This is a genomic window from Kocuria sp. UBA1838 (assembly GCF_002338785.1).
Classification (GTDB): Bacteria; Actinomycetota; Actinomycetes; order Actinomycetales; family Micrococcaceae; genus Kocuria; species Kocuria marina.
On the sequence record NZ_DDIY01000005.1, the window covers coordinates 39,418 to 66,340 of the forward strand.

Annotated in this window: 22 protein-coding genes; 16 read left to right on the plus strand and 6 right to left on the minus strand. The window is 70.1% G+C overall.

The genetic code is table 11. The features are described from left to right. The first annotated feature begins 24 nt into the window (after nucleotides 1-24). Nucleotides 25-1,452 carry a mycothione reductase gene (locus B3I25_RS01965; RefSeq protein WP_064845755.1) on the plus strand — a complete coding sequence of 476 codons (1,428 nt, stop codon included), beginning with the start codon at nucleotides 25-27 and terminating at the stop codon, nucleotides 1,450-1,452. Nucleotides 1,453-1,522: 70 nt separating this feature from the next. On the opposite strand, the gene B3I25_RS01970 is transcribed toward B3I25_RS01965, so the two are convergent. From B3I25_RS01970 to B3I25_RS01980, 3 genes are all read right to left on the minus strand, one after another. Beyond that, nucleotides 1,523-3,331, minus strand: a complete 1,809-nt coding sequence (locus B3I25_RS01970) for an AMP-dependent synthetase/ligase (protein WP_286737640.1) — start codon at nucleotides 3,329-3,331, stop codon at nucleotides 1,523-1,525. 167 nt (nucleotides 3,332-3,498) lie between these two features. Then, nucleotides 3,499-3,912 carry a hypothetical protein gene (locus tag B3I25_RS01975; protein WP_286737641.1) on the minus strand — a complete coding sequence of 138 codons (414 nt, stop codon included), beginning with the start codon at nucleotides 3,910-3,912 and terminating at the stop codon, nucleotides 3,499-3,501. Continuing rightward, the gene (locus B3I25_RS01980; RefSeq protein WP_286737643.1) at nucleotides 3,909-4,700 is read right to left on the minus strand and encodes an alpha/beta hydrolase; all 792 of its coding nucleotides are present in this window, start codon (nucleotides 4,698-4,700) and stop codon (nucleotides 3,909-3,911) included. The genes B3I25_RS01975 and B3I25_RS01980 overlap by 4 nt, the downstream gene beginning before the upstream one ends. A gap of 150 nt (nucleotides 4,701-4,850) precedes the next feature. Between B3I25_RS01980 and B3I25_RS01985 the strand changes: the two genes are divergently transcribed. After that, nucleotides 4,851-5,696 carry a lysophospholipid acyltransferase family protein gene (locus B3I25_RS01985; protein ID WP_349676516.1) on the plus strand — a complete coding sequence of 282 codons (846 nt, stop codon included), beginning with the start codon at nucleotides 4,851-4,853 and terminating at the stop codon, nucleotides 5,694-5,696. A gap of 9 nt (nucleotides 5,697-5,705) precedes the next feature. Next, nucleotides 5,706-7,100, plus strand: a complete 1,395-nt coding sequence (locus tag B3I25_RS01990; protein ID WP_286737645.1) for a class II 3-deoxy-7-phosphoheptulonate synthase — start codon at nucleotides 5,706-5,708, stop codon at nucleotides 7,098-7,100. A 151-nt stretch (nucleotides 7,101-7,251) separates the two neighbouring features. Here B3I25_RS01990 and B3I25_RS01995 read toward each other — a convergent pair whose 3' ends face one another. Further along, nucleotides 7,252-9,180, minus strand: a complete 1,929-nt coding sequence (locus B3I25_RS01995; protein ID WP_286737646.1) for a protein kinase domain-containing protein — start codon at nucleotides 9,178-9,180, stop codon at nucleotides 7,252-7,254. 4 nt (nucleotides 9,181-9,184) lie between these two features. Beyond that, nucleotides 9,185-10,306: a lytic transglycosylase gene (locus B3I25_RS02000; protein WP_286737647.1), complete on the minus strand. Its 1,122-nt coding sequence runs from the start codon at nucleotides 10,304-10,306 to the stop codon at nucleotides 9,185-9,187. Nucleotides 10,307-10,448: 142 nt separating this feature from the next. Between B3I25_RS02000 and B3I25_RS02005 the strand changes: the two genes are divergently transcribed. Continuing rightward, nucleotides 10,449-10,835 carry an Rv2175c family DNA-binding protein gene (locus B3I25_RS02005; protein ID WP_131333104.1) on the plus strand — a complete coding sequence of 129 codons (387 nt, stop codon included), beginning with the start codon at nucleotides 10,449-10,451 and terminating at the stop codon, nucleotides 10,833-10,835. A 20-nt stretch (nucleotides 10,836-10,855) separates the two neighbouring features. Here B3I25_RS02005 and B3I25_RS02010 read toward each other — a convergent pair whose 3' ends face one another. Further along, the gene (locus B3I25_RS02010; protein WP_286737648.1) at nucleotides 10,856-11,965 is read right to left on the minus strand and encodes a polyprenyl synthetase family protein; all 1,110 of its coding nucleotides are present in this window, start codon (nucleotides 11,963-11,965) and stop codon (nucleotides 10,856-10,858) included. 352 nt (nucleotides 11,966-12,317) lie between these two features. Here B3I25_RS02010 and dinB point away from each other — a divergent pair, with 352 nt between their 5' ends. From dinB to murG, 12 genes are all read left to right on the plus strand, one after another. Beyond that, a complete protein-coding gene (gene dinB, locus B3I25_RS02015) occupies nucleotides 12,318-13,556 on the plus strand; it encodes a DNA polymerase IV (RefSeq protein ID WP_286737649.1) in 1,239 nt (412 codons plus the stop codon). A gap of 53 nt (nucleotides 13,557-13,609) precedes the next feature. Next, nucleotides 13,610-14,026: a DUF3040 domain-containing protein gene (locus tag B3I25_RS02020; RefSeq protein ID WP_286737650.1), complete on the plus strand. Its 417-nt coding sequence runs from the start codon at nucleotides 13,610-13,612 to the stop codon at nucleotides 14,024-14,026. Nucleotides 14,027-14,291: 265 nt separating this feature from the next. Then, entirely contained in the window at nucleotides 14,292-14,723 is a 432-nt protein-coding gene (gene mraZ / locus B3I25_RS02025) for a division/cell wall cluster transcriptional repressor MraZ (protein WP_286737651.1), read from the plus strand. A gap of 244 nt (nucleotides 14,724-14,967) precedes the next feature. After that, complete coding sequence (rsmH, locus tag B3I25_RS02030) at nucleotides 14,968-15,951, plus strand: 16S rRNA (cytosine(1402)-N(4))-methyltransferase RsmH (protein ID WP_064845743.1); 984 nt, start codon at nucleotides 14,968-14,970, stop codon at nucleotides 15,949-15,951. Next, complete coding sequence (locus tag B3I25_RS02035) at nucleotides 15,948-16,568, plus strand: hypothetical protein (protein ID WP_064845742.1); 621 nt, start codon at nucleotides 15,948-15,950, stop codon at nucleotides 16,566-16,568. The genes rsmH and B3I25_RS02035 overlap by 4 nt, the downstream gene beginning before the upstream one ends. Before the next feature lie 84 nt (nucleotides 16,569-16,652). Then, nucleotides 16,653-18,506: a peptidoglycan D,D-transpeptidase FtsI family protein gene (locus B3I25_RS02040; RefSeq protein WP_286737652.1), complete on the plus strand. Its 1,854-nt coding sequence runs from the start codon at nucleotides 16,653-16,655 to the stop codon at nucleotides 18,504-18,506. A gap of 97 nt (nucleotides 18,507-18,603) precedes the next feature. Further along, the gene (locus B3I25_RS02045; protein WP_286737653.1) at nucleotides 18,604-20,292 is read left to right on the plus strand and encodes a UDP-N-acetylmuramoyl-L-alanyl-D-glutamate--2,6-diaminopimelate ligase; all 1,689 of its coding nucleotides are present in this window, start codon (nucleotides 18,604-18,606) and stop codon (nucleotides 20,290-20,292) included. Beyond that, the gene (locus B3I25_RS02050) at nucleotides 20,289-21,767 is read left to right on the plus strand and encodes a UDP-N-acetylmuramoyl-tripeptide--D-alanyl-D-alanine ligase (protein ID WP_193519398.1); all 1,479 of its coding nucleotides are present in this window, start codon (nucleotides 20,289-20,291) and stop codon (nucleotides 21,765-21,767) included. Before B3I25_RS02045 ends, B3I25_RS02050 begins: the two co-directional genes overlap by 4 nt. A gap of 4 nt (nucleotides 21,768-21,771) precedes the next feature. Further along, a complete protein-coding gene (mraY, locus tag B3I25_RS02055) occupies nucleotides 21,772-22,905 on the plus strand; it encodes a phospho-N-acetylmuramoyl-pentapeptide-transferase (protein ID WP_064845739.1) in 1,134 nt (377 codons plus the stop codon). A gap of 94 nt (nucleotides 22,906-22,999) precedes the next feature. Then, nucleotides 23,000-24,550 carry a UDP-N-acetylmuramoyl-L-alanine--D-glutamate ligase gene (gene murD, locus B3I25_RS02060; protein WP_098054570.1) on the plus strand — a complete coding sequence of 517 codons (1,551 nt, stop codon included), beginning with the start codon at nucleotides 23,000-23,002 and terminating at the stop codon, nucleotides 24,548-24,550. Further along, the gene (gene ftsW, locus B3I25_RS02065) at nucleotides 24,550-25,908 is read left to right on the plus strand and encodes a putative lipid II flippase FtsW (RefSeq protein WP_286737654.1); all 1,359 of its coding nucleotides are present in this window, start codon (nucleotides 24,550-24,552) and stop codon (nucleotides 25,906-25,908) included. The genes murD and ftsW overlap by 1 nt, the downstream gene beginning before the upstream one ends. Beyond that, the coding region (gene murG / locus B3I25_RS02070; RefSeq protein WP_286737655.1) for an undecaprenyldiphospho-muramoylpentapeptide beta-N-acetylglucosaminyltransferase at nucleotides 25,905-26,923 on the plus strand (1,019 nt) is incomplete at its 3' end. The genes ftsW and murG, both read left to right, overlap by 4 nt.

Below are 26,923 nucleotides of genomic sequence, written 5' to 3' on the forward strand. Positions count from 1 at the left end.
GGGCGGCGGCCTAGGATGGGGCACATGCGTTCTTTCGACCTGATCATCGTGGGCTCCGGCTCCGGCAACTCCATCCTTACAGACGAGTACGCGGACCTCGACGTCGCCATCGTGGAACCCGGCCGGTTCGGGGGGACGTGTCTGAACGTGGGGTGCATCCCCACCAAGATGTACGCGTACCCGGCCACCGTGGGGGACCAAGCGCGGGACGCCATACGGCTGGGCCTGGACGCCGTGATCGAGGGTGTGGACTGGCCCGGCATGCGGGATCGCATCTTCGCCCGGATCGACGCGATCTCCAAGAACGGGCTGCAGTACCGCGAGTCGCTCGACAACGTCACGGTGATCCAGGAGTACGTGCACTTCGTGGAACCCAAGGTCCTCGAGACCGAGTCCGGGCAGCGGATCACCGCCGATGAGATCGTGCTGGCCAACGGTTCGCGGGTCAGCATCCCCGACGTGCTGGGTACCGACCTGCCCGGGGTGCATACCTCGGACACCGTGATGCGCCTGGACGAGTTCCCCCGAGACGTCATCGTGGTGGGCGGCGGGTACGTGGCCGCCGAGTTCTGCCACGTTTTCCGCGGACTGGGCGCCTCCGTGACCCAGCTCAACCGTTCGCAGCGCTTGTTGCGCGAACACGACGACACGATCGCCGAACGCTTCACGCGTGAGGCCGCCGAACAGTGGGACCTACAACTCGGGTGGACGCTCTCCGGGATCGAGCGTGCCGAGGACGGCCGCCTGACGGTGTCGGCGCAGGCCTCCGACGGTTCCGCACAGCACTGGGACGGCACCGCCGACGTCGTCCTGCTGGCCACGGGGCGCGTCCCCAATGCGGACACGCTGCGCCCGGAAGCCGCCCACCTGGACGTCACCGGCGGCGGTCTGCTCGCCGTGGACGAGTACCAGCGTGTGCTCTCGGACGGGGAACCCGTGACCGGCGTGTGGGCCCTCGGGGACGTGTGCTCCCCGTACCAGCTCAAGCACGTGGCCAACGCCGAGGCCCGCACGGTCTCCCACAACGTGGTGCACCCGCAGGATCTGCGCGCGACCGATCACCGCTACGTGCCGTCCGCGGTGTTCACTGAACCGCAGATCGCGTCCGTGGGCATGACCGAGGTCCAGGCCCGCGACTGGGCCGCCCGGAACGACGAGCGGATCACGATCAAGGAACAGGACTTCGGGGACGTGGCCTACGGCTGGGCCATGGAGGACCACGCCGGGATCTGCAAACTCATCGCGAACGCCCGCACCGGCGAGCTGCTGGGGGCACACCTCATCGGCCGCGATTCCTCCAACCTGATCCAGCCGCTCGTCCAGGGCATGTCCTTCGGGCTGCGGGCCCACGAAATGGCACGCGGCCAGTACTGGATCCACCCCGCGCTCGCGGAGGTGGTGGAGAACGCGCTACTGGGTCTGGACGTCCCCGGGCAGCGCACGGAGGACTAAACCGGGCCCCCGGAGCCCGGTATGCGAAGCGCAGTTCCTGGCCCGGGCACCCCACGGCGTCGGCGGGCTGTCAGCGCGCGTAGATGTCCTCGATCTCGCGCGCGAAGTCCTGGGCGACCTTGGCCCGCTTGAGCTTCATGGACGGAGTGAGGTGGCCGTCCTCGATCGTGAGGTCACGGTCCAGGATGCGGAAGGCCTTGATGCCCTCCGCGCGGGAGACCTTGGCGTTGGCGTGGTCCACGATCTTCTGGACGTGGTCGATGACGGCCTCCTCGCGTGCGGCCCGGTCGACGCTCATGTGCGGATCCAGCCCGAGTCCGGGCAGCACCTTGGGCAGCGTCTCGGGGTCCAGGGTGATCAGGGCGGCCACGAAGGGGCGGTCGTCCCCGACGACCATGATCTGCCCCACGGTCGCGGAGGCGCGGATGGGGTCCTCGAGTTGGTTGGGGATCACGTTCTTGCCGCCCGCGGTGACGATGATCTCCTTCTTGCGCCCCGTGACCGTGAGCAACCCCTCGTCGTCCAGGTGGCCCAGGTCCCCGGTGGCGAACCAACCGTCGAAGAACGCCTCGGCGGTCTTATCGGGCAGCCCGTGGTAGCCCTTGAACACGTTGGCGCCGCGCACGAGGATTTCCCCGTCCGCGGCGATCGCGACTTCGTTGCCGGGGATCGGGTGGCCCACCGTGCCGAGCCTGTTGAGGCTCGGGAAGTTCGCCGCGATGGGGGCGGTCGTCTCGGTGAGCCCGTAGCCCTCGACCACGTACACACCGATCCCGTTGAAGAAGTGCGCGAGGTAGTCGCCCAGACTCGCACCCCCGGAGACGGCATAGCGCACGTCCCCGCCCATGGCCTGGCGCAGCGTGGAGTACACGAGCTTGTCGTAGAGGCGGTGGCGGGCTTCTAGCAGCGGCGGCACGGGGCCCTTCACGGCGGCGCGTGACCACGCGACGGCGGTCGCAACGGCCCGCTCGAAGATCAGCTTCTTCACGGGCGAACCGGCCTGGGCCTTGAACCGCGCGCCCACCAGAATCTTCTCGAACACGCGGGGCACGGCCAGGATGAACGTGGGCTTGAACCGGGCGAGGTCCTCCATGAGGTGGGAGACATCCGGCGTGTGGGCCAGGGTGATCCCGGCGTCCAGGGACGTGACCTCCACGAACCGGGCGAACACGTGCGCGAGCGGCAGGAACATGAGGGTGCGGGACCCCCCGGCCATGACGGCACCGGCCACCGGGATGGTGTTCTGCGAGCACGACACGAAATTGCGGTGGGTCAGTTCGCAGCCCTTGGGCGCACCCGTGGTCCCCGAGGTGTAGATGAGGGTCGCGACGTCGTCCAGGGTCACGCCGTCGTAGGGCGTCTGCAGATCCGTGCGGTCGGCGCCGCCCGCGATCATGGCCTCCAGGGAGTTTTCGCTGGAGGCGGTGTCGAAGACGCAGATTCGCCGGGCGGCCGCGAACTCAGTGATCCCGGTGGCCCGCTGCACGCGTTCGGCCAGTTCGTCGGTCTCCACGAAGATCGCCACGGCCTGCGAATCAGACATGATGTGGGCGATCTGATCGGGGGAGGACGTGTCGTAGACGGGCACCGGCACTGCGCCGACCCACCACAGGGCGAAGTCCACGAGCGTCCACTCGTAGCGCGTGCGGCTCAGCAGGCCCACGCGCTCACCGGGGCGGATGCCCTTCGCGGCGATCCCGCGGGCCAGGGCCACGACCTCGTCACGGAACTGTCGCGCCGTGACGTCCCGCTCGCGCCCTTCTGCGAGCACGGTGTACAGCACCGTGTCGGGTTTCTGCTCGGCGCGTTCGGCGAGGATGTGGGCGATGCCGGGGTACGGCAGGGGATCGACGATGGCCGGGGCGCTGACGCGTCGCATGGAGGGGCACCTTCCTGATGGGAACGGCTCTCAGCCTACTGTGTGTCGCGCCTCACTCCCGGCACATACTGGACGTGTCCACCACATGACGGCGACCCCGGCAGGATTGTGGCGGAGACGCCCGCGTCCGGGGAGCCGGCCCCGCTGGAACGCGCCGCGCGGACGCGTCAGACGACGGCGCCGTCGTGGTCCTCGGGGGAGTCCTGCGGCAGCGCGCGGAAGACCAGGTACAGACCCGTGACCAGACCCACGAGGCCCAGCAGCCACATAACCGGGGGCAGGGGACCTGGCAACAGGGCAAGCCCGACCATGATCACGATGACCGCGAGCACGGTGCTCAGGGCGCGCAGCATGGCGGGGGAGATCCCGCTCGTAACGGGCCCGGGATCGGGCTCGTAGCGTTCGTCCTCCCGGGTGTCCCGCAGTTCGACGGGGATCTCCTCGGCCGGTTGCTCGCGGGGCTCCCACGGGAAGTCCTCGGCCCACGGTTCGAGGTCCTCGTCGTCGCGGGGGACGTCGTCCCACGAGTTGCCGCGGATGATCCGCTCGAACGGGTCCTCCGGTGGTTGGCGTGAACTCACGACGGGTCCTCGGGGAGGAACTGCTCGCCCCGGGACAACCGCTGGACCGCGTCCCGGGAGATCCGTTCGAGCAGTGGGGCATCGTGATCCAGGGTGGCCACGTGGTAGCTGTTCTGCAGATCGACCACGCGGACGTCCCCGGAACTGTGCTCGGCCACCAGGTCAGCGGAGCCCCCGGAGACGATGTGGTCCACCTCGGAACGGAACACCACGGTGGGCGCGGTGATCGCAGGGAGCATGCGCACGGTCCGGTGCATCAGCACGTTCAACTGCGCGACGGCGGCCAGGGGCGTGCGGTCGTAGGTGGACTCCAGGACGTCCTCCTTCTTGACGTCGCCACCGATCCCGGGCAGGGACGCGACCACGGGACTCATCAGGTGACTGAACCGCGCCATCCGGTTCACGAGGGACAGCGCGGGGTTCACGAGCAGCACCCCGGCGACCTCCCGCCGGGCCGCGGTGTGCAGGGCCAGCGCGCCGCCCATGGACAGCCCGCCCACGACCACGCGGTCGTGCTCGCGGCGCAACGCCCAGTACTGTTCGTCCACGGCGTCCCGCCAGGCCTGCCACGGTTGTTCGGCCAGTTCCTCCCACTGCGTCCCGTGCCCGGGCAGCAGGGGGACGCACACGCCCGGGTGGGCTCCGGCGTCGTCGGTGGCCTCGTGGACGGCGTGCGCCCAATCCCGCACGGAGGCCGTGGTGGCCGTGAAGCCGTGCAGTAGGAGGACCCCCACGGAGGAGGAGCCGGGAAGGTGCAGGGGGCCGTGGAGTTGCTGATCGGAGAACATGGCGCCATTGTGCCAGCCGCCGCGAGAACTCGTGAGAGAATGTGGCGGAACAAAGGCACGGTGCCGCGTGTGCGCACCGGTGCACGGCCGGGCCACCGCGGGCATCCGGTGACTCCCGCGATGACGAAAGGGCTCCCGCTCATGGTGTACATGTTCTTGAAGACCTACGTGGTGGGCCCCGTGGTCAACCTGGTGTGCCGACCCACCGTGGTGGGTCTGGAGAACGTCCCCGAGCACGGCCCCGCGATCCTCGCGAGCAACCACCTGTCCGTCCCGGACGCCGTCTTCATGCCCGTGGCCGTGCCGCGCCAGGTGTATTTCCTGGCCAAGTCCGAGTACTTCACGACCCCCGGGCTCAAGGGGCGCGTGATCGGCGCGTTCTTCAAAGCCATCAACCAGATCCCCATGGACCGCAGGGGTGGCAAGGCCAGCGCCAAATCGCTCAGTGCCGGTGGCCAGGCACTCGCCGAGGGCAAGCTGATCGGGATCTACCCGGAGGGCACACGCTCCCCGGACGGTCGGCTCTACAAGGGGAAGATCGGTGTGGCCCGCCTCGCGCTGGAGACCGGGGCCCCCGTGATCCCCGTGGCGATGTTCGGCACGGACAAGATGCAGCCCCTGGGCTCACGGTTCCCGGATCCGCGCCGTGCCAAGGTCACCACGGTCTTCGGTGAGCCCATGGACTTCTCGGACCTGATGTCCCGGCGCGGGGACCACGCGACCATGCGCCGCGTGACGGACGAGATCATGGCCGCGATCCAGAAGATCTCTGGCCAGGAGATGGCGGACGTCTACGCTGCCGATCACAAGCGCGCGCTCGCCGGGGAGAAGACCGCAGTGCTCAAGAACCAGGCCCGCGACGTCGTCGAGGCCACCCGGGACAAGGGACGCGCGGTCACGGACGCCGTGTCCCAGCAGGCGAGCAACCTGGGCGCCAAACTGCAGGGACGTTCACATGACGGAACGGACGAGCGCGGTCCCAAGGAATCCGCCTAGACTGTCCGAATGAGTTCCATAACGCTGCCTGAACAGATCCGAACCGTGTCGTCCCCCTCCCCGAGCGCGGCGAACTATCCCGGCCTGGACGAGTGGCGGGACAAGACGATCGGTCAGCACCCCCAGTGGGCGCAGCACCCCGACTTCGCGAGCAGCATGCAGGAGCTCAACGCCGTCCCGCCCCTCGTGTTCGCGGGGGAGGTCGACCGGCTGCGCGCGCGCCTGGCCCAGGTGGCCAACGGTGAGGCGTTCTTCCTGCAGGGCGGCGACTGCGCCGAGACGTTTGCCGGTGCCACCGCGGACAAGATCTCGGCCCGGGTGCGCACGCTGCTGCAGATGGCCGTGGTGCTCACGTACGGCGCGTCGCTGCCCGTGGTCAAGATGGGGCGCATGGCGGGGCAGTTCTCCAAGCCGCGTTCGTCCAACGACGAGACCCGCGACGGCGTGACCCTGCCCTCATTCCGTGGGGAGATGGTCAACGGTTTCGACTTCACCGAGGAGTCCCGCGTCCACGATCCCAAGCGGATGGTGCGCGGTTACCACACGTCCGCGTCCACGCTGAACCTGATTCGCGCCTTCACCCAGGGCGGGTTCGCGGACCTGCGCCGCGTGCACGCGTGGAACATGGGCTTCGCGGCCAACCCGGCATACGCCCGCTACGAGTCCATGGCGCGCGAGATCGACCACGCGGTGAAGTTCATGGCCGCGTGCGGCTCCGACTTCGACGCTCTCAAGACCACCGAGTTCTTCGCGGGTCACGAGGCGCTGCTGCTTGACTACGAGCGTGCACTGACCCGCATCGACTCCCGCACGAACCTGCCGTACGGCACATCCGCGCACTTCCTGTGGATCGGGGAGCGCACGCGCGAACTCGACGGCGCGCACGTGGACCTGCTCTCCCGGTTGCGCAATCCCATCGGCGTCAAGCTCGGCCCGTCCACCACGGGCGACGACGCCCTGCGGCTCATCGATGCCCTGGACCCCGAGCGCGAGCCGGGTCGTCTGACGTTCATCACCCGCATGGGTGCCAAGAACATCCGCGAGAAGCTGCCCCCGGTGATCCAGGCCGTGGAGGCGACGGGTGCCAAGCCCGTGTGGGTCACGGACCCCATGCACGGCAACACGGTCTCGCTGCCCTCGGGGTACAAGACCCGCAACTTCGACGACGTCGTGGATGAGGTCCGCGGCTTCTTCGAGGTGCACCGCGCGCTGGGTACGTTCCCGGGCGGCATCCACGTGGAGATGACCGGTGACGACGTCGCGGAGTGCCTGGGCGGGTCCGACCCGGTCAACGAGTCCTCGTTCGCCGAACGCTACGAGACGCTGTGCGACCCCCGGTTGAACCACATGCAGTCCCTGGAGATCGCGTTCCTTGTCGCGGAGTACCTCTCCCAGCAGAACTGATCCGTTGACATGCGATGACCCCGGCACCGTTGGTGCCGGGGTCATCTTTCGTGTGTCAGGCGTCCGTGTCGTCATCGCCTTCGGGGCGCGGGTGTCACGGCGTGGTCGTGACAGCACGGTCGCCACTCATGCGGTCGTGTCCGCACGACCGTCACAACACGGTGAGGATCACCGTGTTCCCGTCCTCACGCTGGCGCACCACCCGATTGAGGTGGGAACCAACGGGTGAGTTGATTTCCACCGTGTACCCCTGCTCCTCGAGGCTCTGCCGGGCGGAGTCCGCGTCCTGGCCCACCACGTTGGGCGGTGCACCCTGCGGGGTGTCCGCGGCGAGGGTCAGGGCCACGGTCGTGCCCTCGTCCACGCTCGTCCCCGCAGCGGGGGACTGCCCGAGCACGGTGTCCACGGCCTGCGCGGAGTACTCCCGCGAGATCTCGCCCACGCGCAGCCCGGCGCCGGTGATCGCGGCCCGGGCGTCGTCGCCCGCTGAACCGACCACGGTGGGAACGCTCACGCGGGCGGGACCCTCGGAGACCACCAGGTTGACCTGCTCGATACCGCGCACGGTGGTGGAGGCCCCGGGATCCGTGGCGATCACGATGCCCTGCGGGACCTCGGGGCTCGTGGTCGAGCGCACGCCCACGTTGGAGATGCCCGCGCTGTTGAGGGCGCGTTCCGCGGTCGCGGTGTCCTGACCCGCGACGGCAGGGACGGTCGCGGACGCCGTCCCGGGGGCCGAGCCGAGCCACCAGCCCAGGAATCCGGCCACCGAGAGCAGCAGCGCGAAGACCACGGCGCCCACGGCCAGGTGCAGGGCAGGGGGCTGGGGGTTCAGCCGGACCCGGGGTGTGTCGCGGGAGCGGTGGGCGGTGGAGCCCACCTGGGTCATGGCGATGGTCCCGGTCGCGTCGGGTTCGAAGGCGGGCAGGATCGGCGCACCGGCCCCGCGCTCGCCGGGACGGCCCATTCCATGCGTGTGCTGGGTACCGAGCGGGGTGGTGGCGTTCTCCCCGGTGGGATCCGCTCCCGCATCGCCGAGGGCCTCCGTGGGTACTCCGCCGAGTGCCTGCGTCGGCGCCTCGGCGGCGTCGCCTCCCGCGGTGGGAACGGTGGCCGCGCCGGCAGCGGCGGACGCTCCCGCAGCGCCGGCCAGTGCCCCTCCGGCGACCGCCGCCGCAGCCGTCGAGGCGTGGGACCCGCCTCCCAGGACGACCGTGTCCGTGTCCCGCAGTGAGGGCGGGTCGATCTGCCCGGGCAGCGAGCGTCGGATGGCCAGCGCGAGGTCCAGCAGCGCCACGGCGTCGGCGGGGCGCTGGGCAGCGTCGCGGGACGTCGCGCGCAACACGAACTCGTCGAGCGCGGCGGGGAAGCCCTGCGCGAGCCCACCGGGGGCGGGGACGTCCCGACTCACGTGGGCGGTCGCGACCTGCAGGGCGGTACCGGTGTACGGGCGTGAGCCCGTGAGCATCTCGTACGCCATGATCCCCACGGCGTAGACGTCGCTGCGCTGGTCCACGGGGCCGTCCCCCACGAGTTCGGGGGCGGCGTAGCCCACCGTGCCCATGACCGTGGTGCTCGTGGTGTGCTCGTCCACGGCGCGGGTCAGTCCGAAGTCGGCAACCTTGACCTGCCCGCCCCGGGTCAGCAGGACGTTCTCGGGCTTCACGTCCCGGTGGACCAGGCCGATCCGGTGCGCCTGGGTGAGGCCGCGCAGCACGGGGATCAGCAGGTCGAGCGTGCGGCGCGGTGTCATGGGCGCCTCATGGGCCACGACGTCGCGCAGAGTGGGCCCGTCCACGTATTCCAGGACCAGGTAGAGCACGCCATCCGCGGTGTGACCCTGGTCCAGGACGGCCACCACGTTGGGGTGGTGCAGGCGCGCGGCGGACTTGGCCTCACGCCGTGCCCTGGCCACGAAGGACGGGTCGTCCGCGACGTGGGGGTGCATGATCTTCAGGGCCACGGGACGTTCGAGCCGTTCGTCGAGCCCCTCGTAGACCGTGGCCGTACCACCGCGGGCGATCAGGCGGCGGACCTGGTACCGGCCCTCCAGCAGGGATCCCACGCGGTGGTCGTTCATGCTGCTACTGGGCAAATTCTCGTTCCTGTGCGCTCACGGCTTTCACGTACGCCTTGGTGTCGGGGTACATACCGTACGTCTTCACGCCGTGCAGTCCCTGATAGTAGGCGCCGATCCCCGCGGCCTTGTTGGGGGCCTTGGCCTGCAGCTCCCGGATCAACGCGACCCCCGCGGTGATGTTGTCCTGGGGGTCCAGCAGGTCCAGGTCCCGACCCACCATCGCGGACGCCCACTCACCGGCGGACGGGATCACCTGCATGGTGCCCACGGCGTCCGCGGGGGAGACCACCCCGTGGCGGAACCCGGATTCCTGCGAGGCGTGGGCGAGCGCGAGCGCCGGGTCCACACCCAACTCCTGGGCGGTCGCTCGCACCATCTCCCGGATCTGCTCCGGGGCCGGCAGTTGGCGCTGCTGCAACTGGGCGTGGTGTCGGTTCGCGGACTCCACGACCTCGCGGGGGTACGTGCGGCCCGCGAACGTGTCACCCACGGCGGCCTTGGGCTTCGGGGCCGCGGCCGTGCCAGCGTCACGCACCGTCGCGGCGGGTTCGGACGACGACGCCGCTCGGGCGGGTCCCGCCGCCCCGCCCGGGATCGTGAGTCCCTGGCCCGGGCGCAACACGGAGGCAGCGGAGACCCCATTGGCCCGCATGAGCTCGGCCACGCTCACGCCGTAGCGCTGCGCGAGGTCCCACAGGGTGTCACCGGCGGCCACGGTGTGGCGCCGGGAGCCGCCGCGGTCGGAGCCGGCCGGGTCTGCGTCGTCGGCGCGCGATACGGCCGCGGAGGAGGAGGCGGGAGCGCGGTCCGATCCTGGGATCACGAGCCGCTGGCCGGGGCGGATCATGCCGTGGGCCGGGAGCTTGTTGACGCTCATCAGGTCCTGGACTCGCACCCCGTGGGCGGTCGCCAGGGACCACAGGGAGTCCCCGGGGGCCACGGTCACGTGCGTGGACTGGGCATGCTGCGCCACGTGGACGTTCGGGGCGGGCGCCGGCGCGGCGTGCGCGGAACCCACGGTGCCCAGGGCGGTGAGGGCGGCCAGCGCGGCGGCGGAGCCCTGCGCGGCGCGGCGGGACCATGTGGAACGGGGGGACCGGCGGTCGTGGGGCGGGTCAACCGGCATGTTCGCGATTCCTACCTCTGGACGGGGAAGCGGGGGAAGATCCGGCGGCACCCTCCGGTACAGCACGGTGCCCCCAGATTACCCGACCCCTGGTCGCGACCGGTGTGTGAGCCGGTCGGTGCGCCGTGGCACAGTAGGGTTCGTGAACTACTCAACCGATCTCTCCGCCCAGGAATTCGCCGAACTCGACTCGTTGGTGGGCGAGTGGACCTACCTTCCCGACATCGCCGAGGCCATGGACATCCAGATCACCCGGGTGCACCGGCTCGTGGACGACGGCGCCCTGCTCGAGGTGCGCCGACCCGAAGACCGCGTGCGTGTGGTCCCCGCCGAATTCATGGACGGCGACCGCCCCGTGGACTCCCTCAAGGGGACCGTGGCCGTCCTGCGGGATGCCGCCTACACGGACGCCCAGGCGATCCGCTGGCTGTTCACCGAGGACGAGTCCCTGCCCGGGCGGCCCATCGACGCGCTGCGCCGTGGCCAGAAGACCGAGGTGCGCCGCAGGGCCCAGGCCCTGGGCTGGTGACACCCGCCCGCTGAGGCGGCCTACTTGGCGCGGCGCACGGCGGCGTCGGCGAGCGCCTGCAGTCCGGCCCGGGCGACGTCGTCGGTGCGCAAGCGCGCCAGCTGCGTGTCCGCGGTGCGCACGAGGGACGCGATGAGGTCCTCCGAGCGCGCGTGGGCGCCGCTGTCCCGCATGAGGTCCCGCGCGCGGTGCACCTCCTGCTCGGTGAGTTCCGCGCGGCCGAGCACCGATTCGAGCCACGCGATGTCCTCGGTCGAACTTGATGCCGCGCACAGTGCGATCAGCGCGGTGCGCTTGCCCTCGCGGATGTCGTCCCCGGCGGGCTTGCCCGTGGTCTCCGGGTCGCCGAAGACCCCCAGGACGTCGTCGCGCAATTGGAAAGCCTCGCCGACCGGCAGCGCGAACGCGGAGCAGTCCGCGAGGAACTCGCGGTCCGCGCCGGCGAGTGCCGCGCCGATCTCCACGGGGTGCTCCACCGAGTACTTGGCGGACTTGTAGCGCAGCACGGTCATGGCACGCTCGAGTTGTTCCTCGGGGTCGCCCACGGCGGGAGCGACCTCCGCGTGGATGTCCAGGTACTGCCCGGCCATGACCTCGGTGCGCATCGTGGAGAAGATCTCCCGTGCGGTCGCGGCCGCGTCCGCGGCGACGCGCGCGGTGGCGTCGGCGAAGAGTTGTTCCGCGAAGGACAGGCTCATGTCCCCGGTGAGGACGGCCGCGCTGACCCCGAAGTGGGCGGCGTCCGCGGACCACCCGGCCTCGCGGTGCAGGGCCTCGAAAACGCGGTGCACACTGGGCTTGCCGCGGCGCGTGTCCGAGCGGTCCAGGATGTCGTCGTGGATCAGCGCCGCGGTCTGGAAAAGTTCGAGGGACGCCGCGGCGGCCACGGCGACGTCGTCCGCCACGGCCCCGCCAGCCGCGCGCCAGCCCCAGTAGCACAGCCGTGCGCGCAGGCGCTTGCCGCCGCGCGTGAGGTCCTCGATCGCGTCCACGAGCACGGTCGCGTGCGGGGAGATCCCGGTGACCCGTTCGCGTTCCCTCGCGAAGAACTCGGTGATCCGCTCGTCCAGGAGCGCGGAGAAGTCACGGTCCTGTTGCGTCGCGGTGACGGACGCGTCGGAAGGGGTCATGCCAGGGCACCTTTGATCGAGGGGATGCTGTCGGCCGCGCTGCGCGGTACCGCGGGGCGCGGCGGGCGTCACGGGCACGGGCTCCACGACGCCGGGCCGCCCCGCGGGCGCCCAACCAGCCTAACCGGACGCGGCGCCGCGGATGCGTATCGGTGCCGCCCTGTCGAGCGGCCCGGGGCCGGACAAGTTCGTGGTGCCGTGGCCCGTGTGCGTGTCGGAGCCCCTTCCTAGGCTTAGGGAAGACGAACCAGATCCCGCGCGGGTGGCATGTCCGTCATCAACGGGTCTTGATCCGGACGGGTCCCGCGTGGCGATGGGTTCCCGATGCCGGAGGGTCGTGGAAGGAGGCGCCATGGGCGGGCCGAGTCCGCAGCAACTGGCCGAGTACCGGCGCTGCGCCATCCTGCACGTGGACATGGACATGTTCTACGTGGGCGTGGAACTGCTCAACGCCCCCCAGTACCGCGGCCGCCCCGTGATCGTGGCCGGTTCCGGTCCGCGCTCGGTGGTGCTCTCCGCGTCCTACGAGGCCCGCCGGTACGGCGTGAACTCCGCGATGCCCGTGTCCCAGGCCCGCGCTCGCTGCCCCTCCGCGGTGGTGCTCGAACCGCATCGCGAGGCGTACACCCATTACTCACGGGTCGTGATGGACATCTTCCGCTCGGTCACGGACCGCGTGGAGCAGCTGAGCGTGGACGAGGCGTTCGTGGACGTGTCCGGGGCGATCCGGCGCAGCGGGCCGCCCGTCGAGATCGCCCGGACCCTGCGGCGCGTGATCCACGAACGCACGGGACTCACCGCCTCCGTGGGGGTCGCGGAGAACAAGACGGTCGCCAAGATCGCCTCCGCGTACTGCAAGCCGGACGGGCTGCTCGTGGTGACGCCCGAGCACACCCTCGCGTTCCTGGCACAGCTGCCGGTGGGCAAGTTGTGGGGGGTGGGCAAGCGCACCTCCGAGATCCTGCAGTCCGCCGGGCTGTCCACGGTCGGGGACATCGCCGCCACGCCGTTGCCCCGGTTGCACGCGCTCGTGGGCACCGCTTCCGGGACACATTTGAAACAATTGGCCACCGGCCACGACCCCCGTCCCGTGACGCCCGCGCGCGAGGAGAAGAGCATCGGGGCCGAACGGACGTTCCAGTGCGACGTCGCCGACAGTGCGGCTCTGAAACGTGTGCTGCTGGGCCTGGCCCACGACACCGCGGTCCGGTTGCGCAGGCACGGACTGCGCGCCGGGCGCGTGGGACTCAAGCTGCGCTACGCCGATTTTTCGACCATCACCCGCTCCAGGACGCTGAGTCACCCCGTCACCGCGGCCCACGATCTCTACACCGAAACGTGCGCGCTACTGGACGGTCTGGGCCCGCGAGCGCAGGCCGTGCGGCTCGTGGGCATCAGGGCGGAGAAGCTCACCGGGGCCGATCACGCGTTCCAGTTGAGCCTGGACGGACGGGAGGAGGAATGGGGTGCCGCGGAGGAAGCCATGGACCGCGTGCACCACCGATTCGGCCCCGGAATTGTGCGCCCAGCCAAACTCATGGAAACGACGATGCCAATCCGTCCCGCACGGGATATTCTGGACGGTACGTGAGGAAGGCAGCCGTACCGCCCCCGCCTCGCTCCCTCAACACCACAGGAGGAATCGTGCCTCTCTCCGAGCACGAACAACAGCTTCTCGCCCAGCTCGAGAAGCAGTTGCACGACGACGACCCCCGCTTCGCGTCGACCATGCACACCGAAGCGGTTCGGGGGCGCGGGTCCATGCGCAACGTCGTGCTGGGGGTCGTGATCGCCGTGGTTGGCCTGGGCGTCCTGCTCGCCGGGGTCGCCCTGCAACTGATCATCGTGGGCGTGTTGGGCTTCATCGTGATGGCCGCCGGCGCGTACGTGGCCACCGTGCGGGGCCGGGCCACCCCGGACAAGGGCGCGGCCAATCCCGGAGGCCCCGGGAACGGGCCGTCCAATGGCGGGCCGTTCGGCCGCGGTCCCTCCGGTCCACGCAAGTCCTCCACTTTCCTCCAGAACCTCGAGGAGAAGTGGGACAAACGCAATCAGGGTTAGCGCTGAGCCTCCCCGCAGGCCGTCCAGCCCGTAGAACTTCCGAGAACTCCCCGGCACCGCGCCGGGGAGTTCTTTCATGTCCGGACCCATCGTCTCCGGCGTGCCCGCAGACCACGCCGGGAAAGGGGTGTCGACGACGCCCCGGGGCAGCGCCGTCGTGGCGTGCCGTGGAGGGGATGCGCGTTGACGGGGGAGGGCAGTGGAGTAAAGTGGAGGGTGGTAGAGAAGCGAGGGTTGGGCTGACCCTGGTTCGAAGGCGGTGGCTGTGTTTCTCGGAACATACGAACCGCGTTTGGATGACAAGGCCAGGCTGATTCTCCCGGCCAAGTTCCGGGCCGAACTGGCGGACGGACTCGTGCTGACCCGAGGGCAGGAACGCTGCCTGTACGTGTTCAGCGCTCAGGAGTTCGCCAGGGTCCACGAACAGATGCGGGCGGCCCCGTTGTCGTCCAAGCAGGCCAGGGATTACATCCGCGTTTTTCTCTCCGGGGCATCGGACGAGGTCCCGGACAAGCAAGGTCGCATCACCGTTCCGGCGTCCCTGCGCTCGTACGCGGGCCTGGACCGGGAACTGGCGGTGATCGGGGCGGGCAGCCGCGCCGAGATCTGGGATGCGGCCTCGTGGCAGCAGTACCTGACGGAGAAGGAAGCGGCTTTCTCCGCCACGGAGGACGAGGTCATACCCGGGCTGTTCTGATCACCCGAGGACCACCGCGCGGGATCCCCGCCGGTGCCGTCCCCGGACGTGAGATCTCCAGCCGCCCACGTCACCGTCCTGACTCGACTTCCCCCGAGTCAGGCCGGATTCGAGGGGCGAGCGGCGGATGGGGATCTGGTGTCCGGGCGCACCGTAGGATGCCCCCGGAGGACATCGGTGCCGTGCGCACCGAGACCTGCGACCCGTAGTACCCGCACGATCCGCGACAGACCAGGAGCCCGGCATGGACCACGCCCCCGCCGAGCAACGACACATCCCCGTGATGCTGGAGCGCTGTCTGGACCTGCTCGCGCCGGCGTTGGACACCGAACACCCCGTGGTCGTGGACGCGACCCTGGGCATGGGCGGGCACACCCACGCCATGCTCGAACGCTTCCCGGGGTTGCGCGTGGTCGGGATCGACCGGGACCCCCAGGCCCTCGAACTCGCCGGGGAACGCCTTGCGCACTTCGGGGAGCGGTTCACGGGCATCCACACCACGTACGACCACATCGATCAGGCCGCCGCAGCCGCCGGCGTGGACCGGGTGGACGGCATCCTGTTCGACCTCGGGGTGTCCTCACTGCAGCTGGACGAACGCGAGCGCGGCTTCGCGTACTCGTTCGACGCCCCCCTGGACATGCGCATGAACTCCCGGGCGGAACTGTCCGCGTACACCGTGGTCAACGAGTACTCGGAGGCCCAGCTCAAGGACATCATCTACCGCTGGGGCGAAGACCGCTTCGCGCCGCGGATCGCGCGCGCCATCGTCGCCGCCCGTACCGAGGCCCCGCTGCGCACGACCGCCCAGCTCGTGGACGTGGTCCGCTCCGCGGTTCCCGCCGCGGCCCAGCACAAGAAGGGCCACCCGGCCAAACAGACCTTCCAGGCGTTGCGGATCGAGGTCAACGAGGAACTCGACGTCCTGGAGCGTGCCGTGCCCGCCGCCGTGGAAACTGTCAGGGTGGGAGGGCGTGTCCTCGCCATGAGTTACCACTCCCTGGAGGACAGAATTGTCAAGCAGGAGTTCACTCGCGGTGCACGTTCCACGGCCCCCAGAGGTTTTCCCGTGGAACTGCCGGAACACCAGCCCACGCTGAAGGTTCTCACCCGCGGGGCGGAACGCGCCGGCGAGCAGGAGGTCCGGGACAACCCCCGGGCCGCCTCGGCCAGGTTGCGTGCCGTCGAGCGGCTCCGGGAGACCACAAGACCAGGGAGTGAGCGATGAGCAGTGCGACGTCGGCCTCGCACCCGTCGTCGGGTGACCCCTCGGGCCGGGGGGCGGACGGGCGTAGGCCGCTCTCCGTGGTGCCGCGCCGCGCGGCCCGCCGCAGCCGGGTCTCCACCGTGGTCATGTGCACCCTCGCCCTGGCCGCAGCTCTCGTGGGCATCCTGTTGCTCAACATCCAGATCACCCAGGGGCAGTACCAGTTGACCGAGCTCACGGGTCAGCAGCGCGCTCTCTCCCAGGAGAACGAGGCGCTCACTCAGGATATCGAGGCCAATTCCGCGCCGCAGAACTTGGCCGCCCGCGCCAACGACCTGGGCATGGTCCCGGCCAAGGATGTGGGGAGCATCCAGCTCGGCACGGGTGCCGTCACGGCCCCGAGCGCCCCCGCGGAGAAGACGGACGCGCAGAACATCCTCGTGCCGCCCGCGCAGATGAAGGGTTCCGACGCCGCGGAGGCGAACCGGATCGCCGCCGAGGAACGCGCGGAGAAACGCGCCAAGGAAGAAGCGGACAAGAAGACCGCCCAGCGTAAAGCGGCCCAGAAGGCCGACGAGTCCCGGGATCTCAACGGGGGCTCCATCCCCGCGCCGTCGCAGCGCGCGCCTGGCCAGTGAACGCGCCGGTCCGCGCCGCGGACCGGGAGTAGAACCCGTCGGAGGTGGCCCCACCACGCTGAAGTCCAGGAATCGAGGAAGACCGTGTCAGCATCGTCAGCGCGCAAGAACCGACTGTTCCGGCCCTATTCGCGCATGCACGTGGGCATCGCCTTCCTGCTGGTCCTGTTGCTTCTCGTGGTGGGCCGCCTGTTCTGGGTCCAGGGGCTGGACCCCGGGGGTCGGGCCGAGGCCGCGGCCGCCCAGCGCACGCTCGTGGAGTCCATCCCCGCGGTGCGCGGGGAGATCACCGACAGCCGTGGCACGGTGCTGGCCCGCACACTGCAGCGCTACGACATCACCGTGGACCAGAGCGCCGTCGCCGCCGTGACCGTGCCCCACAAGGACGGTTCCACCGAGACCGTGACCCCCACGCAGGCCGTGTACAAGATCGCGGACGCCCTGGGCATGAAGGACACGGACGTGAAGGCCGCGCTGGACGGGGACAAGAGCTTCAACTACGTAGCGCGGGGCGTAACCCCCGAGCAGTACAACGCCCTGCGGGAGTTGAACCTGCCGTACATCTACGGCCAGCCCACGTTCCAGCGCAGCTATCCGGACGGTTCCCTGGGCGGTTCCGTGGTCGGGTTCCTGGGCGGGGACAACCAGGCCCTCGGCGGGATCGAACAGACCCAGGACTCCCTGTTACGCGGCACCGACGGCGAGCGCCGCTTCGAGATCTCCGGCGACGGCGTGCGCATCCCCGTGGCCCCGCAGGAACAGAAGGCCGCCGAGAACGGCTCGAACGTCAAGCTCTCGCTCGACAGCGACGTCCAGTTCTTCGCGGAGCAGGCCGTGCGCGAACGGGCCAAGCAGCTCAAGGCCGAATGGGGCACGGCCGTGGTCATGGACGTCAAGACCGGCAAGGTCCTGGCGCTCGCGGACACCTCCTCGGTGGACCCCAACGTCCCGGGCAAGGCCGACGCCGCCGACCTCGGTTCGCGCGCCGTGTCCCAGGCCGTGGAGCCCGGTTCCACGGAGAAGATCGCCACGGTGGCCGGCGCCCTGGACCGGGGGATCGTGTCCCCCACCACGGAGATCACGGTCCCGCCGTACCTGCAGATTGGTTCCGAGAAGATCACCGACGCGTTCGACCATGGCACCCAGAACCGCACGGTCGCGGGGATCATCGCGGACTCCATGAACACGGGCACCGTGATCATGGGTTCCAAGATGGACAAGCAGGCCCGCCACGACAACCTCGCGAACTTCGGGGTGGGTTCCGCCACGGGCATCGAACTGCCGGGGGAGTCCACGGGCATCCTGGCGCCCGCGGATCAGTGGGACCCGCGTCAGGAGTACACGGTGTTGTTCGGTCAGGGCGTGTCCCAGACCCCGTTGCGCACGGCGTCGATCTTCCAGGCGGTCGCGAACAAGGGCCGTCAGATCGAACCGCGCCTCGTGGACTCCGTGACCGCGCCGGACGGGACGGTCACGCAGCCCGAACGTCCTGAACCCAAACAGGTGCTCTCCGAGTCCGCCGCGCAGCAGACGCTGGACATCATGGAGAACGTGGTCACGCAGGGCGGCGCCAAGGAAGCGGCCGTGCCGGGATACCGCGTGGGTGGTAAGACGGGTACGGCCGAGGCGCCGAGCGAGGGCGGCGGGTACGAGGGCTACACCACGTCCTTCGTGGGTGTGGCCCCCATGGAGGACCCTCAGTACCTCGTGGCGGTCACCATGCAGCGCCCCCAGGGGGACGTGCGCACCCTGGGCGTGACGAGCACGTTCTCCACGATCATGTCCCAGGTGCTGCACCACTTCAACGTGGCGCCCTCCACCACCACGGGGCCCACGTTCGACATGCAGGTGCCGCAGAACGTGGACCGGGACGTGACACCCACGAACGCGCTCGAGCAAACGTGGCCGCAGCCGGGGAGGGACGAGTCCCAGGACTAAACTTCCCACACAGAAGCACATGGCGGCAGCAACGACCGGTGAGACACCGGCCCGGGTGGACGGGGTACGTCCACAGACAGGTTCGAAGAGGATTTCTATGGTGGCATCTGCCCAAGAAGGGACCGACGCGCAGAGTCTGCGTCCGTCTCGGCCCGTGGCCCACTCGCTCGAGGAGCTCGCGCGGCTCACGGGCGCGCGGGTGGTCCCCGCCCCCACGGGGACCACCGCTCCCGTCACGGGAGTGGTCCTGAACTCGCGGGAGGTGCAGCCGGGTGATCTCTACGCCGCGCTGCCCGGCGCCAAGGTCCACGGGGCGCGATTCGCCGCCGACGCCGCCGCGTCCGGTGCCGTGGCGATCCTCACCGATCCGGACGGCGCGCGGTCCGTGGCCGAGACGGGCGTGGGCCTGCCGGTGCTCGTGAGCCCCGAACCCCGTTCATGGGTGGGTCCGGTGGCCCGCGCGGTCTACGATTCCCAACCTGCGGACGGCACCGGCCAGGAGCTCTTCGCGGTGACCGGCACCAACGGCAAGACCACCACGACCTACTTCATCACCTCGATCCTGCGCGCCCTGGGTCACATGACCGGGTTGATCGGCACCATCGAGATCCTCGCGGGGGACACGCCGATCCCGTCACGCATGACCACGCCAGAGGCTCCGCACGTGCATTCCCTGCTGGCCCTGACCCGTGAACGCGGGATCACCGCCACCGCCATGGAGGTCTCGTCCCACGCCCTCGAGTTCCACCGGGTGGACGGGGTGCACTACGACGTCGCTGGGTTCACCAATCTCACCCAGGACCACCTGGACCTGCACGGGTCCATGGCCGAGTATTTCGAGGCCAAGGCGCAGTTGTTCACGCGCGAGCGCACGAGCCGCGGCGTCGTCGTGCTGGGGGACGGAGACCCGTGGAGCGCCGCGATGGCGCAGCGGGCCCGCAAGAACCTGGGTGCGGAGAACGTCACGACCGTTGCCCTGCGCGGCCCGGAAGGAACGCGTCAGGACGCGAGCGATGCGGAAGGCACCGCCCCCGTCGGGACCGGCGGGGCGGACGCCGCGGACTGGACCCTGCGCTCGCTGACCCGCCGGGGCATCGGTCACGCGTTCACGCTGCGGCACACGGACGGGCGCGCGCTGGACATGCACACGGGACTGCCCGGTGAGTTCAACGTGGCCAACGCGGCGCTGGCCGTGCTCATGGTCCTGGACTCCGGCGTGGCACTGGACACCCTGCAACGCGTCCTGGACGAGCACGACCCCCTGAGCGCGGGCGTGCCCGGACGCATGGAACTTGTGGGCACGCGGCCCACGTCCCTCGTGGACTTCGCGCACAACCCGGACGCGCTCGCGCGCTCGCTGCGCGCCGTGACCCCCGAGGACGGGCGCGGTCGCGTGATCGTGGTCTTCGGCGCCACCGGCGAGCGCGACACCACCAAGCGCCCCATCATGGGCCGGGTCGCGGCGGAGGAGGCGGACGTTGTGATCATCACGGACGACGATCCCCACGCCGAGGAACCCGCTCCCATCCGGGAGCAAGTCGCGCAAGGCGCTCGTGAGGCCGTCGCGAACCATGCTCGCGCCACCGACGTGCTGGTCATCGAACCGCGCGCGACCGCGATCCGCACCGCAGTGCGCATGGCCCACCCGGACGACGCCATCATCGTGGCGGGCCGCGGTCACGAGACCGCCATGGATTTCAACGGCGTGGTCGTGCACCTGGACGACCGTGAAGAGCTGCGGGACGCCCTGGCGGCGTTGCACGCGGACACGAAGGAGCAGCAATGATTGCCATTTCCGCCGCGCAGCTCGCGCGGGCCGTGAACGGTGAGCTCGCGGGGGTCCCGGACCCCGAGTCCGTGACCGTCACCTCCGTCACGACCGATTCCCGGGAAGTCACGGACGGCGCGTTGTTCGTCGCCAAGCCGGGCGAGACCACGGACGGGCACCGCTTCGTGCCGGCCGCCGCGGACTCCGGCGCGGTGCTGCACCTGACCGAACGCGTGGTGACCGACGACGCGGGGGCTCCGTACCCTTGCGTCGTCGTGGCAGACGTGGTGCTCGCGATGGGCGCGCTCGCGAGCCACGTGCTCGAGCAGTTGCGTGCCGCGCACCCGGTCACCGTGGTGGCCGTGACGGGTTCGGTGGGCAAGACGACCACCAAGGACCTGCTGCACGGGATCTTCGCCGCGCAGGGCCCCACGGTCGCGCCGCGCAACTCGTACAACGGCGAGGTGGGTGTCCCGCTCACGGTGTTCACGGCCACCGAGGACACCGAGTACTTCGTGATCGAGATGGGCGCCACGCACATCGGCAACATCCGCTACCTGTGCGACACCGTTCGCCCGGACGTGGGCGCCGTACTGTGCGTGGGTTCGGCCCACGCGGGCGAGTTCGGTGGCGTGGAGAACATCGCGCGCGCCAAGGGCGAGATGGTCGAGGGCCTCTCCGCGCACGGCACCGCGGTGCTCAACGACGACGACGCCCGCGTGCGTGCCATGCGCGAGCGCACCGACGCGCGCATCATCTCCTTCGGGCAGGGACCCGACGCCCACGACCCGGCCCACGAGGACCCGCGCGTGTGGGCCGAGGACGTGACCGTCGGTACCGACGGGTGCCCCGCCTTCACGCTGCACTTCCCGGACGGCTCCGCCCACCCGGTGCACTCGCAGCTGATCGGTGCGCACCATGTGACCAACCTGCTGGCCGCGGCCGCCGTGGCCTTCGGCGCCGGGGTCCCCGCGGCCGAGATCGCAGCGGGTCTGACGGGCCGCGGCCCCCGCTCGCGGTGGCGGATGGAACGCACGGAGCGCCCGGACGGCGTGACCGTGATCAACGACGCCTACAACGCTAACCCGCAGTCCATGCGGGCCGCCCTGCAGACCCTCGCCCAATTGGGCCGCGGGGACGAGGAGCACCCCGCGCGGCGCACGATCGCCGTGCTGGGTGGCATGTTCGAACTCGGTGACGAGTCCATCACCGCCCACGCGGACCTCGGGCAGTTGCTCGTGCGGTTGAACGTCTCGCATGTCGTGGCCGTGGGGGAGGTCGCCCGGCCGGTCTACACCGCTGCGACCCTGGAGGGCTCGTGGGGTGAGGAAGCGGCCTGGGTCCCGGACACCGAGCACGCCGAGCAGTACCTGAGTGACACGCTGCGCCCGGGGGACATCGTGTTGTTCAAGGCGTCCAACGCCGCGGGGTTGCAGCACCTGGGGGACCGGGTGGCCCAGGCCACCACCGACACGAACCACCAGGAGGGTTGAGCCCGTGATCCAATTGCTCGTGGCAGCGGGGCTCGGCCTCGTGTTCTCGATCTTCGGTACGCCCGCCCTGATCCGGGTGCTCGCCCGGCGCGGGTACGGCCAGTACATCCGGGACGACGGACCCACGTCCCACCAGACCAAGCGCGGCACCCCCACCATGGGTGGCGTGGCCATCCTGCTCTCGGTCGTGGCCGCCTATCTGGTGACCCACCTGATCAGCGTGATCGCGTGGCCTGAGAACGGTGGGATCACCCTCTCGGGCGTCCTGGCGCTCGGCCTGATGCTCGGCATGGGGCTGGTGGGGTTCCTGGACGACTTCAAGAAGATCTCCAAGAAACAGAACCTCGGGTTGACCGCTGCCGGGAAGATGGCCCTGCAGGGGGCCATCGGGATCGCGTTCGCGCTGCTCGTGCTGTTCTTCCCGGACGAGGCCGGTCACACCCCGGCCTCCACGGCGATCTCCTGGACCCGGGACACCGGCGTGGACCTCGCATTCGCCGGGCCGATCGTGGGGGCCATCCTGTTCGTGATCTGGGTGAATCTGATCGCCACCGGAACCACCAACGCCGTGAACCTCACGGACGGTCTGGACGGGCTCGCCACGGGCGCGTCCATCCTGGTGTTCAGCGGGTACATGCTCATCACACTGTGGCAGGCCGGGCACCTGTGCGAGAACGTGGCACAGGCGGCGTGCTACGAGGTTCGGGATCCCATGGACCTCTCGATCGTGGCCGCGGCCCTGGTGGGTGCGCTCATCGGGTTCCTGTGGTGGAACACGTCCCCGGCGAAGATCTTCATGGGGGACACGGGCTCGCTCGGCCTGGGCGGCGCGCTCGCGGCGTTCGCGGTGCTCTCCCGCACCGAACTGCTGCTGATCCTGATCGCCGGCCTGTTCGTGATCATCACCCTGTCCGTGATCCTGCAGGTGGGCTACTTCAAGCTCTCCCACGGCAAACGCATCTTCAAGATGGCCCCGTTGCAACACCACTTCGAGCTCAAGGGCTGGCAGGAGGTCACGATCGTGGTCCGATTCTGGATCATCGCCGGTCTGTTCGTGGCCGCCGCGCTCGGTGTGTTCTACGGTGACTGGTTGCTGCACAACGGCGGCGCGTTCCCCGGCGCGGAAGCGCTGCACTGACCGCGCGGCGCGCACCCCGCTCTCGGGCGGCGGAGCGCGCCGGTCACCCGCGAGACCACCCACGACCGACACGAGGATGAGGCACAGACCAGACATGATGCACGCGAGCAACGACAACCCCGTCCTGGACAACCCCCGCCTCGCGGAGCTGACCAGCTGGGACGCGCCCTGGTCCGGTCTGCGCGCCGTGGTCGCCGGGATCGGGGTCTCGGGTTTCGCCGCGGCGGACACCCTGATCGAACTCGGTGCGCTCGTCACCGTCCTGGACTCCCGGGACACCGAACGCAATCGGCAGAGCGCGGACACCCTGAAGATCGTGGGCGCGAGCGACGTCGTCCTGGGGCCGGACGCCATGACGAGCGTCCCGGACGTGGCCGGGGCCCGCCCGGACGTCGTGATCACGTCCCCGGGCTTCCCGCCCACCCACCCGCTGCTCGCCGCGGCGCGCGAGGAGGGCATCCAGATCTGGGGTGACGTGGAACTCGCGTGGCGCGTGAACCGCCGCGCGGGGCGCAAGACCCCCGAATGGGTGTGCATCACGGGCACGAACGGCAAGACGACGACCGTGGGCATGACCGCCTCCATCCTGCAGGCCGCCGGGCTCAAGGCCGTGGCCGTGGGCAACGTGGGCACGCCCATCCTGGACGCACTGCGCGATCCTGTGGAGTACGACGTCCTGGCTGTGGAATTGTCCAGCTTCCAACTGCACTGGACGCACTCCGTCTCGCCCCTGGCCTCCGTGGTGCTCAACGTGGCCCAGGACCACGTGGACTGGCACGGCAATTTCGAGAACTACCGCGCGGACAAGTCCCGTGTGTACGAGAACACGCGGGTCGCGTGCGTGTACAACGCCGAACAGGACGGCGCGGAGGAACTCGTGGAGGAAGCGGACGTGCTCGAGGGCTGCCGTGCGGTGGGCTTCACCACGCAGACCCCGGGGCTGTCCATGGTGGGCGTGGTGGACGACCTGCTCGTGGACCGAGCGTTCGTCGCAGAGCGCATCACGACCGCCGCCGAGATCGGATCGATCGAGGACACCGGCTCCATCCCCACGCGCCACATCGTGGCCAACGCGCTCGCCGCCGCGGCGCTCGCGCGCGCCGCCGGGGTGAGCCCCGAGGCCGTGCGGGACGGACTGCGCGCCCACCGCCCCGGTGAACACAGGATCCAGCTCGTGGCCGAATCGGACGGGGTGCGCTGGATCAACGACTCCAAGGCCACCAACCCACACGCCGCGCAGGCGTCCCTGTCCGCGTTCGACTCCGTGGTCTGGATCGCCGGCGGGCTCTCCAAGGGCGTCACGTACGACACCCTCGTGGAGCGCAACGCAGGCCGGCTGCGCGCGGTCGTCGTGATCGGCACGGACGACGCCGCCCTGCTGGACGCGCTCTCCCGCCTGGCCCCGGACGTGCCCGTCCTCGCGGCGACCCCGGGCCAGGGCGGCACCGCACCGGACGACTCCGGCATCGACCCGACCGACGGGCACGCCGTGATGCGCCGGGCCGTGCGGTTGGCCCGTGAACACGCCGAGCCCAAGGACACCGTGCTGATGGCACCGGCGGCCGCGTCCATGGACCAGTTCGCCGACTACGCGGACCGCGGCAACGCGTTCATGCACGTCGTGCACGAAGAATTGGGGTTCTGATGGCCACCCGCACCCCCGAACGTCCCCGGGCAGCCGAGCTCGCGGAGCCGGGCACCCGATCGACCGCCCTGAGCACCAGGATGCGCGGCTGGTGGCACCAGCTCACCGACGGCCCGCTCTTCCACTCCTACTACGCCCTGGCCGGGTGCGTGGTGTTGCTCACCGGCATCGGCGTGATGATGGTGCTCTCCGCGTCCGCGGTGGAATCGATCTCCGACAGTCGCTCGGCGTACGCCCTGTTCGCGCGCCAGGCGCTGTTCGGGGTCGTGGGGTTGATCGCGATGTTCGCGCTGTCGATGGTGCCACCCCACTTCTACACGCGGATCGCGTGGGTGCTGTGGGGTCTCAGCGTGCTCGTGTCCCTGCTCGTGTTCACACCCCTGGGGCGGGAGGTCAACGGCAACCGCAACTGGCTCGTGCTGGGCGGTCAGTCGTTCCAGCCCTCGGAGTTCGCCAAGCTCGCGCTGTGCATCTGGCTCGCGGCGATGTTCGCGCGCCAGGGAGATGCGGTCGCGCAGCACTGGAAGCCGGCCCTGTGGCCCTCCGTCGTGGGATTCCTGGTCCCCACCCTCCTCACGCTGGCCGGCGGGGACGCCGGTACGGCCATCGTGTTCTGCCTCATCTACGCCGCGGCACTGTGGTTCGCGCGCGCACCCCTGAAGATCTTCCTCGTGGGCGCGGCCGGCCTCGTCCTGGGCGGGTTGTTCCTCGTGATCACTGCGCCGCACCGTCTGGACCGGATCACCGGGTGGCTGTTCGGGGAGTGCGGCGCCACGGACGCGTGCTGGCAGGCACAGCAAGGACTCAACGCCCTGGCCACCGGCGGCTGGTGGGGCGTGGGGCTCGGCCAGTCCCGGCTCAAATACAACTACGTGCCCGAGGCCCACAACGACTACATCTTCTCGATCATCGGCGAGGAACTCGGCCTCGTGGGCACCGTGATCATCCTGGCGCTGTTCATCGTGATGGTCGTGGCCATGGCCCGGATCCTGTTGCGCACCCGCAGCACGTTCGTGCGGATCACCACCGCGTGCGTGGCCACGTGGCTCGTGGGCCAGGCCTTCGTGAACCTGGGCATGGTCACTGGCCTGCTCCCGGTGATCGGTATCCCGCTGCCCTTCATCAGCTACGGTGGATCCGCGCTGCTGATGACCATGGCGGCCGTGGGCGTGGTCATGTCCTTCGCCCGGGTCCCGCGCTCGGTGCGTGTGGGTCCCGGACGGTCCGGGGCGGCATCGGGCACCCAGATCCTGGACGACCAGGAGGCCTACGAGCGCGGGCTGGCCACGCAACCGGAACGCCCCCGGACGTCGTGGGCGCAGCGCGTGACCCAGCGGTTCGGAAAGGGACGAGAATGACAACCACGCACGACATCGACCACCAGCAAAAGCGGGCCGGATCCGCCCGCGTGGTGCTCGCCGGTGGCGGCACCGCGGGGCACATCAGCCCCCTGCTGGCCATCGCCGACGCCGTGCAGCAGTTGCGCGCGGACGCCACGGTGTGCGCCGTGGGCACTGCCTCCGGCATGGAGACGCGGCTCGTCCCGCAGGCCGGTGTACCCCTCGAACTGATCGACCGCGTGCCCCTGCCCCGCAAGCCGTCCCTGGACCTCGCGCGCCTGCCGCGTCGGCTGTCCGCCGCGGTGCGCCAGGCCGGCCGGATCTTGGACGCGCAACAGGCCACGGTGGTCGTGGGCGTGGGCGGGTACGTGTGCACGCCCGTGTACCTCGCGGCCGCGAGACGTCGGATCCCCGTGGTGATCCACGAGGCCAACGCCAAGCCCGGGATGGCGAACCGGGTGGGCGCCCGGTTCGCGTCCGTCGTGGCGACCGCCTTCCCGGACACCCCGCTGCGTAGTGCGCGCACCGTGGGCATGCCCATGAGGCGTGAAATCGCCACGTTGGACCGGACCGCGGAACGCGCGCAGGCCCGCGCGGCGCTTGGGCTGGACCCGGACCTGCCCACCGTGGTGGTCACGGGTGGTTCCTCCGGTGCCCAGTCCCTGAACCGGACCGTGGCCGCGATTGCGGGGGAGGTCGCGCGGCACGGGTACCAGCTGCTGCACGTGACGGGGCGCGCCAAGGAAGTGCGCACCCCGGACGGCGAGCTGCTGCGCGCGCCGAACTACGTCCAGACCGAGTACGTGGACGGGATGGAGAAGGTCTACGCGGCCGCGGACCTGCTCGTGGCCCGCGCAGGCGCGGCCACGGTGTGCGAGGTCGCCGCCGTGGGTCTGCCCGCCGTTTTCGTGCCCCTGCCCATCGGTAACGGTGAGCAGGCACTCAATGCCCGCTCCATCGTAGCCGCGGGTGGTGCCGAGATCGTGCGGGACGCCGAGTTCACCGCCGCGTTCTACCGCGAGACCGTGGTCCC